Raw genomic sequence first — 6,688 nt, forward strand, 5'->3', positions numbered from 1 at the left:
TTCACCGGGGCGGCCGCGGTGGCGTTAGGTTGCGCGACGTGCCCTATTTCGATGCCGCGAGCTCCCTTCCCCCGCACCCCGTGGCCACCCAGGCGCTCCTGGCCGCGCTCGACGACGGGTGGGCCGACCCGTCGCGCCCGCACCGCGAGGGCCGCAAGGCGCGCCTGCTGCTCGACGCCGCGCGGGAGGCGGCGGCCGATGCGGTGGGCTGCCGCCCCGACGAGCTGACGTTCACCTCGTCGGGAACGCGCGCGCTGCACACGGGTGTCGCGGGCGCGCTGGCCGGACGGGCCAGGGCGGGGCGGGAGTTGCTGGTGTCCGCCGTCGAGCACTCGGCGGTGCTGCACGCGGCCGAGGCGCACCGGGCGGCCGGGGGCGGCGTCACGGAGATCGGCGTGGACCGCGAGGGCCGCGTGGCGCCCGAGGCCGTCGCGGCGGCGCTCAGGGCGGCGTCCAGGGGCCCCGCGCTGGTGTGCGTGCAGTCCGCCAACCACGAGGTGGGCACGCGCCAGCCGGTCGCGGAGATCGCCGAGGTGTGCGCGGCGGCGGGCGTTCCGCTGCTGGTGGACGCGGCGCAGTCGCTGCCGTGGGGCCGGGTCGAGGGCGGCTGGTCGCTGCTCGCGGGCAGCGCCCACAAGTGGGGCGGGCCCGCGGGGGTGGGGCTGCTCGTGGTGCGCAAGGGGACGCGGTTCGCGCCCGTGGGGCCGACGGACGAGCGGGAGTCGGGGCGGGCGCCCGGCTTCGAGGACATCCCGGCGATCGTGGCGGCCGCGGCCTCGCTGCGGGCCGTGCGGCAGGACGCGGCGGCCGAGGCGGCGCGGCTCGCGGGGCTCGTGGACCGGATCAGGGAGCGCGTTCCCGCGCTGGTGCCGGATGTGGAGGTGGTGGGGGCGGCGGAGGAGCGGCTGCCGGGGATCGTGACGTTCTCCTGCCTCTACGTGGACGGCGAGGCGCTGCTGCACGCGCTCGACCGTGAGGGGTTCGCGGTGTCGTCGGGCTCGTCGTGCACGTCGAGCACGCTGACGCCGAGCCATGTGCTGCGCGCGATGGGCGTGCTGTCCGAGGGGAACGTCCGGGTCTCGCTGCCGCCCGGGACGGCCGAGCAGGACGTGGAGCGCTTCCTCGCGGTGCTGCCGGGGGCGGTGGCAGGGGTGCGGGAGCAGCTGGCCCCGCCCGTGCCGGTCACCGTGGACGCGGGCGAACCGGACGGTGGGCATGGCGCGTTGACCGTGGACGCGCTGGGGCGGCGCTGCCCTGTGCCGGTCATCGAGCTGTCCCGCGTCATCGGCCGGGTGCCGGTCGGCGGGGTGGTGACGGTGCTCGCCGACGACGCCGCCGCCCGCCTCGACATCCCCGCGTGGTGCGACATGCGCGGCCAGGAGTACCTGGGCGAGGCGCCGCACGGCGCGGGCCCCGGCACGGCGTACCGGGTGCGCCGCGTGGTGTGAGGGCGGGCGGTGTGAGGGCGGCGGCGGAACGGGTCGGGCGTGCGGCGGCGTGGCTCAGCGCAGGTGGGCGCGGACCTCGTCGGCGGCGTCCATGCCGTAGGCCTTGGCGAAGCGCTCCATGAAGGGGCCGCGGTGCAGCGTGTACTCCTGGGTGCCGACGGTCTCGATGACCAGGGTGGCCACCATGCAGCCGACCTGCGCCGAGCGTTCGAGGGACGTGCCCCACGCGAGCCCGGAGAGGAAGCCCGCGCGGAACGCGTCGCCCACGCCGGTCGGGTCGGCCTTGGCCTCCTCCTGGGGGGCGGCGACCTCGATGGTCTCCCGGCCCGCGCGCTCGATGCGGACGCCGCGGGGGCCGAGGGTGGTGACGCGCGTGCCGACCCGGGCCAGCACCTCGTCGGCCGACCAGCCGGTCTTGCTCTCGACGAGGGCCTTCTCGTACTCGTTGTGGAAGAGGTAGGCGGCGCCCTCGGACAGGGTGCGGATCTCCTCGCCCGCCATGCGCGCGAGCTGCTGGGAGAAGTCGGCCGCGAACGGGATCCCGCGCGTGCGGCACTCCTCGGTGTGGCGCAGCATCGCCTCGGGGTCGTCGGCGCCGATGTGCACGAGGTCGAGGCCGCCGACGCGCTGGGCGACCGCCTGGAGCTCGATGAGCCGGGCCTCGCTCATGGCGCCGGTGTAGAAGGAGCCGATCTGGTTGTGCGCGGCGTCGGTGGTACAGACGAAACGCGCGGTGTGCAGCAGCTCGGAGATGCGCACGGACGCGGTGTCCACGCCGTGCCGGTCGAGCCAGGCGCGGTACTCGTCGAAGTCCGCGCCCGCGGCGCCGACCAGGATGGGCGAGGCGCCGAGCTGCCCCATGCCGAAGCAGATGTTGGCGCCCACCCCTCCGCGCCTCACCTCGAGGGAGTCGACCAGGAACGACAGCGAGACGGTGTGCAGCTGGTCGCCGACGAGCTGATCGGCGAACCGGCCGGGAAAGGTCATCAGATGATCGTGGGCGATGGAGCCGCTGACGGCGATACGCACGGTGGTCTGCTCCCGTGGAGGCGACAAAGGGCTCCCAGGCTACCGGCCCCCGCGGAACCGGTCGGCGGAACGGGCCGTCCAACAGGTATCCGGCGAACCGGCGCGCGCGGCGGCGAGTTGGGCGGGTGTGCGATGCAGGCGAGCGATTCCGAGGAGCGGTGACGTGGCTGAGGACATGGCCGGGAACGCGGCGGACCACGGGGACGCGGCCCACGACGAGGGCGGTGCCGACCGGCGCCGCCTCGGCCTGGCGCGCGGCACGGCGATCACGCTCGGGGTGGCGCTCATCGCGGGCGGTCTCTTCGGCGCCGAGCGCCTGTTCGCCGACCCGGGGGGCGCGGAGGACGGCGGCGCCTCGGCGGGCGGCGCCGTCGCCGAGCCCGCGCCCATGGCGCCGTCGGACGAGGGGGGCGGCTCGACTTCGTCGTTCGCCGGGGTCACGCTCCGGCTCGCGCAGACCCCGGCCGACGCCCCGGAGTTCGCGCCGGCGTACACGCTGACCGACGTCTCGCGCGAGCGTGCGCGGGAGCTGGCCGCCGTGCTCGGCGTCGAGGGCGAGGTGCGCGACGGCGGCGACGCGGGCTGGGCGGTGACGGGGGCCGAGCCGGGCGGTATGTCGCTGACGGTGGGGAAGCGGGGGCCGGGGCACTGGTCGTTCAGCCCCTCGGCGGTGGCGCTGCCCGCCGCCCCGCCGGGCGCGGAGCCGGGGACCGCCGATGAGCCGGTCCCGCCGCGCGAGCCCACCGACGCGATGGAGATCGTGCCCGGCGCGCCCGGCGACCCGGACGCGCCGGCCACCTCGGGCGCCCCGGACGGGCCCGGCGCGCCGGTCGAGGCGCCGGGGATGCCGCCCGTCGACGGGACTCCCCCGCCGACGCCCGGCGAGGCGACGGAGGCGGCGGGCCCGCTGCTCGACGCGCTCGGCCTGGGCGACGCCACGGTGGTCACCGACGCGACGAGCGGCTCGCAGCGCATCGTCAGGGCCGTTCCCGAGGTGGCGGGGCTGCCGGTGCACGGGCTCGACACGGAGATCTGGATCGGCCCTGACGGCTCGGTGTTCGCGGCGCACGGCGCGCTGCTGCCGGGGCCCGAGGAGGGCGAGGAGTACGCGGTGCCGCCCGCCGAGGACGCGGTCACCGAGTACAACGGGCTGATCGGCGGCGACGCGCAACCCGCCGACGCCACCGCGCGGTTCGGGCTCTCCACGCTGCCGCTCGACGACGGGGGCACGGTGCTGGCGCCGTCGTGGCTGTTCACGTACACGCTGCCGTCGGGCGAGCGGCTGACCACGAGCCAGCCCGCCGTTCCGCGGAACGAGGCGGAGGCCCCCGCCGAGCCCGGCGGGCCAGGGGAGCCGGTCGAGCCCGGCGCGCCCGATGAGGAGCCGGGGGACACGGGCTGGTCGATCGCACCCTACGAGCCGTCGGACCGCACGCTGACCTTGACCTTCTGGGGCGGGGTGTGCAGCGACTACGCGGCGACCGCGCGGGAGTCGGACTCCTCGATCACGGTGAGCCTGGAGAGCACGACGACCGACCCCGAGCTGGCCTGCATCGCGGTGGCGGAGGAGCAGACGACCGAGGTCGCGCTCGACGGGCCGGCCGGGGAGAAGGAGCTGCTCGACTCGCGGGGCGAGCCGCTGCCCGTGCGCTGACCCGCAAAGACCCCGCCCGCCCACTCCCCGGTGGCGGGGTGGGCGGGCGGGGCACGCCGTGGTCCCGGCGGGGCGCCGGGACCGTTCGGCTCAGCTGAACGAGTCCCCGCAGGCGCACGAGCCCGTGGCGTTGGGGTTGTCGATGGTGAAGCCCTGCTTCTCGATGGTGTCCACGAAGTCGATGGACGCCCCGCCGAGGTACGGCGCGCTCATGCGGTCGGTGACGACCTTCACGCCGTCGAAGTCCTTGACGACGTCGCCGTCGAGGGACCGCTCGTCGAAGAACAGCTGGTACCTCAGCCCCGAGCACCCGCCCGGCTGGACCGCCACGCGCAGCGCGAGGTCGTCGCGTCCCTCCTGCTCGAGCAGGCCCCTGACCTTCGCCACGGCCGCCTCGGAAACGATGATGCCGTCGCTGACAGCGGTCTCTTCCGTTACGGACATCTGCGTATCTCCCGGGTAGTACGGAAAGCTCTGGCGGAGGCGCCAACACACCGCCATCCGATTCCATTCCCGGCGCGGCGCGTCGATTCGCGTCCCTTTTCTCGTCCCTTCATGCTCGCACACCCGCCGCCCACACGGAATGCGTCACAGTGACGCGATCCACATCGTCACAGTGACGCGAACGGGGTTATGCTCGACCCTCAAACGTCAGAACGACGAAAAGACGTCGCACCACATACAGAAAGGGTGCGTGTGCCGTGAACAGCGCCCAGGCCCTGGACGTCACCCCTACCCCCCTGGCCCTCCTCCTGCTGGGGCGCGGATCCGACCCGGCGAGCGAACGCGGTGTGGACTGCCCCGGCGACCTGCCGGCGCCGTCCGACCCCGACCTGGTGGAGCGGGCCCGCGCCGCCAAGGCCGCGCTGGGGGACCGCCTCTTCGTGCTCGGCCACCACTACCAGCGCGACGAGGTCATCCAGTTCGCCGACGTGACCGGCGACTCCTTCAAGCTGGCCAGGGACGCCGCCGCCCGTCCGCAGGCCGAGTACATCGTCTTCTGCGGCGTGCACTTCATGGCCGAGTCGGCCGACATCCTCACCACCGAGGCCCAGCGGGTGGTCCTGCCCGACCTCGCGGCGGGCTGCTCGATGGCCGACATGGCCACCGCGGAGCAGGTCGCCGAGGCGTGGGACGTGCTGACCGACGCGGGCGTGGCCGGGCGGACGGTGCCGGTGACGTACATGAACTCGTCGGCCGACATCAAGGCGTTCACCGGGCGCAACGGCGGCACCGTGTGCACGTCGTCCAACGCCAGGCGCGCCCTTGAGTGGGCGTTCGAGCAGGCGGGTGAGGACGGGAAGGTGCTCTTCCTGCCCGACCAGCACCTGGGCCGCAACACCGCCGTGCGCGAGCTCGGCATGGGCCTGGACGACTGCGTCGTCTACAACCCGCACAAGCCGGGCGGCGGGCTGACCGCCGACCAGCTGCGCCGGGCGCGGATGATCCTGTGGCGTGGCCACTGCTCGGTGCACGGCCGCTTCTCGCTCGACTCGGTCGACGAGGTCCGCGCCCGCGTCCCCGGGGTCAACGTCCTGGTGCATCCCGAGTGCCGCCACGAGGTCGTCGCCGCCGCCGACCACGTGGGCTCGACCGAGCACATCATCGCCACGCTCGACGCCGCGCCCGCCGGGTCGAAGTGGGCCGTGGGCACCGAGCTGAACCTCGTGCGCCGCCTGGCCGCGCGGTACGCGGACCAGGGCAAGGAGATCGTCTTCCTCGACCGGACCGTGTGCTTCTGCTCCACCATGAACCGCATCGACCTGCCGCACCTGGTGTGGTCGCTCGAGTCGCTCGCGGCGGGCAAGGTCGTCAACCGCATCCAGGTCGACCCGGTCACCGCGCACGACGCGGCGCTCGCCCTCGACCGGATGCTGGCCCTGCCGTAGTCGGCGCCGGGGGCGCGCGCCGCGGGGGCCGGTGGCCGCTGTCGCTGCGCGCGGTCGCGCCGTCGCCGCACTTCCTGTGACAGGGCCGGGGTCCCCGGCCTGGGCCCTGTCCGGGCCTAGTACTACAGGGCTAGATCTTGATCATGGGGTGATGGGAGGCTGGGGCTGTGGCCACGACCCAACGCTGTGATCCAGATCGTTCGTCGGACGCCGTCGGCCCGGCCGATTTAGCTGTCTGGGACCGCGAGTTCGCCGGGCTGGGCGAGCGGATAGCTTCGCTGTTCTACCGCCCGGAATCTCAAGAGCACGCGATTCAGTACCTGCGCGGGCTCCTCTCCCCGTTGCAGCGCAAGAACGGCTGGACCATCGCCGAGTTCTCCGGCGAGAAGGATCCCAAGGCACTCCAACGGTTCTTGAACCTCACTCCGTGGAGCGCGGATCTGATGCGGGACCTGGTGCGCGACTACGCCATGGAACACTTCGCGGATCCCCGGGGCGTGCTGATCGCCGACCCCACCGGATTCGAGAAGAAGGGCAGCAGGTCCGCCGGGGTCCAGCGGCAGTATTCCGGCACCCTCGGACGTGTCGACAATTGCCAGATCGGAACGTTCCTCGCCTACGCCGATCGCCGTGGCGACCGCGTGCTGATCGACCGGGATCTCTACCTT

General features: G+C 74.0%; 6 protein-coding genes. 4 read left to right on the forward strand and 2 right to left on the reverse strand.

Annotation, left to right across the window (positions count from 1 at the left end; translation table 11 throughout):
- Positions 1–38: 38 nt before the first annotated feature.
- On the forward strand, positions 39–1,448 hold the full coding sequence (locus D7318_RS22275; protein WP_120698959.1) for a cysteine desulfurase/sulfurtransferase TusA family protein: 1,410 nt from the start codon (positions 39–41) through the stop codon (positions 1,446–1,448).
- 54 nt (positions 1,449–1,502) lie between these two features.
- On the opposite strand, the gene D7318_RS22280 is transcribed toward D7318_RS22275, so the two are convergent.
- Complete coding sequence (locus tag D7318_RS22280; protein WP_183091563.1) at positions 1,503–2,477, reverse strand: carbohydrate kinase family protein; 975 nt, start codon at positions 2,475–2,477, stop codon at positions 1,503–1,505.
- A 163-nt stretch (positions 2,478–2,640) separates the two neighbouring features.
- Between D7318_RS22280 and D7318_RS32945 the strand changes: the two genes are divergently transcribed.
- Positions 2,641–4,131: a hypothetical protein gene (locus tag D7318_RS32945; RefSeq protein ID WP_183091564.1), complete on the forward strand. Its 1,491-nt coding sequence runs from the start codon at positions 2,641–2,643 to the stop codon at positions 4,129–4,131.
- Between the two features lie 90 nt (positions 4,132–4,221).
- On the opposite strand, the gene D7318_RS22290 is transcribed toward D7318_RS32945, so the two are convergent.
- Positions 4,222–4,575, reverse strand: a complete 354-nt coding sequence (locus D7318_RS22290) for a HesB/IscA family protein (RefSeq protein ID WP_120698946.1) — start codon at positions 4,573–4,575, stop codon at positions 4,222–4,224.
- A 257-nt stretch (positions 4,576–4,832) separates the two neighbouring features.
- Here D7318_RS22290 and nadA point away from each other — a divergent pair, with 257 nt between their 5' ends.
- The gene (nadA, locus tag D7318_RS22295; RefSeq protein ID WP_120698947.1) at positions 4,833–6,020 is read left to right on the forward strand and encodes a quinolinate synthase NadA; all 1,188 of its coding nucleotides are present in this window, start codon (positions 4,833–4,835) and stop codon (positions 6,018–6,020) included.
- A gap of 167 nt (positions 6,021–6,187) precedes the next feature.
- On the forward strand, positions 6,188–6,688 hold a 501-nt coding region (locus D7318_RS22300; RefSeq protein ID WP_220729742.1), incomplete at its 3' end, for an IS701 family transposase.

This window comes from Streptomyces radicis (genome assembly GCF_003626575.1).
In the GTDB taxonomy this organism is placed as follows: Bacteria; Actinomycetota; Actinomycetes; order Streptomycetales; family Streptomycetaceae; genus Streptomyces; species Streptomyces radicis.

Excerpts from the sequence above, each read along its gene's own strand:
- D7318_RS22290 (WP_120698946.1), bottom strand. The coding sequence starts at position 4,575 with ATGTCCGTAACGGAAGAGACCGCTGTCAGCGACGGCATCATCGTTTCC.